This is a genomic window from Lactobacillus gallinarum (assembly GCF_002160635.1).
Lineage (GTDB): Bacteria > Bacillota > Bacilli > Lactobacillales > Lactobacillaceae > Lactobacillus > Lactobacillus gallinarum.
In genome coordinates this window covers 1-808 of record NZ_NFKZ01000075.1, presented here as the reverse complement: position 1 = coordinate 808, position 808 = coordinate 1, and the positions used below count along the sequence as shown (strand labels likewise).

At 40.7% G+C, this 808-nt stretch carries 1 protein-coding gene; it reads right to left on the bottom strand.

Features of this window, described 5'->3' with window-relative positions:
• A partial coding sequence (locus B5E95_RS10415) for an RNA-guided endonuclease TnpB family protein (RefSeq protein ID WP_143437610.1) occupies positions 1-808 on the bottom strand: 808 nt, incomplete at both ends.

The following is an 808-nucleotide window of genomic DNA, read 5'->3' as shown; positions in this document are numbered from 1 at the left end:
GCATTCCAATCACGAATATGGTGCGTTCGACAGATTGGACAAGTCCATTCCCGATCCTTAAGGGTTAATTTCTTATAACCGTTTTGCCCCATAATACTGCCACATTGATGGCATCTTTGAGTGGTGTACTTAGGATCAATTGTTAGAAATTCTTTGCCATATATATCTGCCTTATAAGCCAGCATGTTCAGGAAACTACGCCAGCCAACATCAGAAATGGCTTGAGACAAGGCATGATTCTTTAACAGATTTCTGCTTCTTAGTTCCTCGGCAACTACTAAATCGTGGTTTTTGATTAGTGCAGTTGAGAGTACTTGTAAGAAGTCATTACGCTGTCTTCTGATCTTGTCGTGCAGTTTAGCAACTATTAGACGCTGTTTTTGATAGTTTTTTGCTAGCCGCAAATTGCGTCCTTCTTTTTTAGCCCTGCGCTGTCTGCGAGACAAGACGCGTTGGGCATGGGCAAGCTTCTTTTTGGCTTTACAGTAAAAACGTGAATTGGCAACCATTGCTCCGTTAGATGCTGTTAAGAAATTATCAAGGTTAAGGTCAATGCCAATTTGACTTTGCGTCTTAGGCAAGGCTTTAACAAAGGCAATATCGCTGCCTAATTGCATTGATAAGTAGAATTGCTCGTCAGCGGTCTTTTTAATCGTGACTGTTCCAATACGAGTTGGAATATGATTAAGCAGACGCTCTTTGATTAGCCTTCTAAAACCAGCAATGCGGACGATACCCAGTTTAGGCAGTTTAATATGTTTAGCATCAATAAATCTAGCTGTCCCGTTATCAAGAAAAGCTTCTTTTT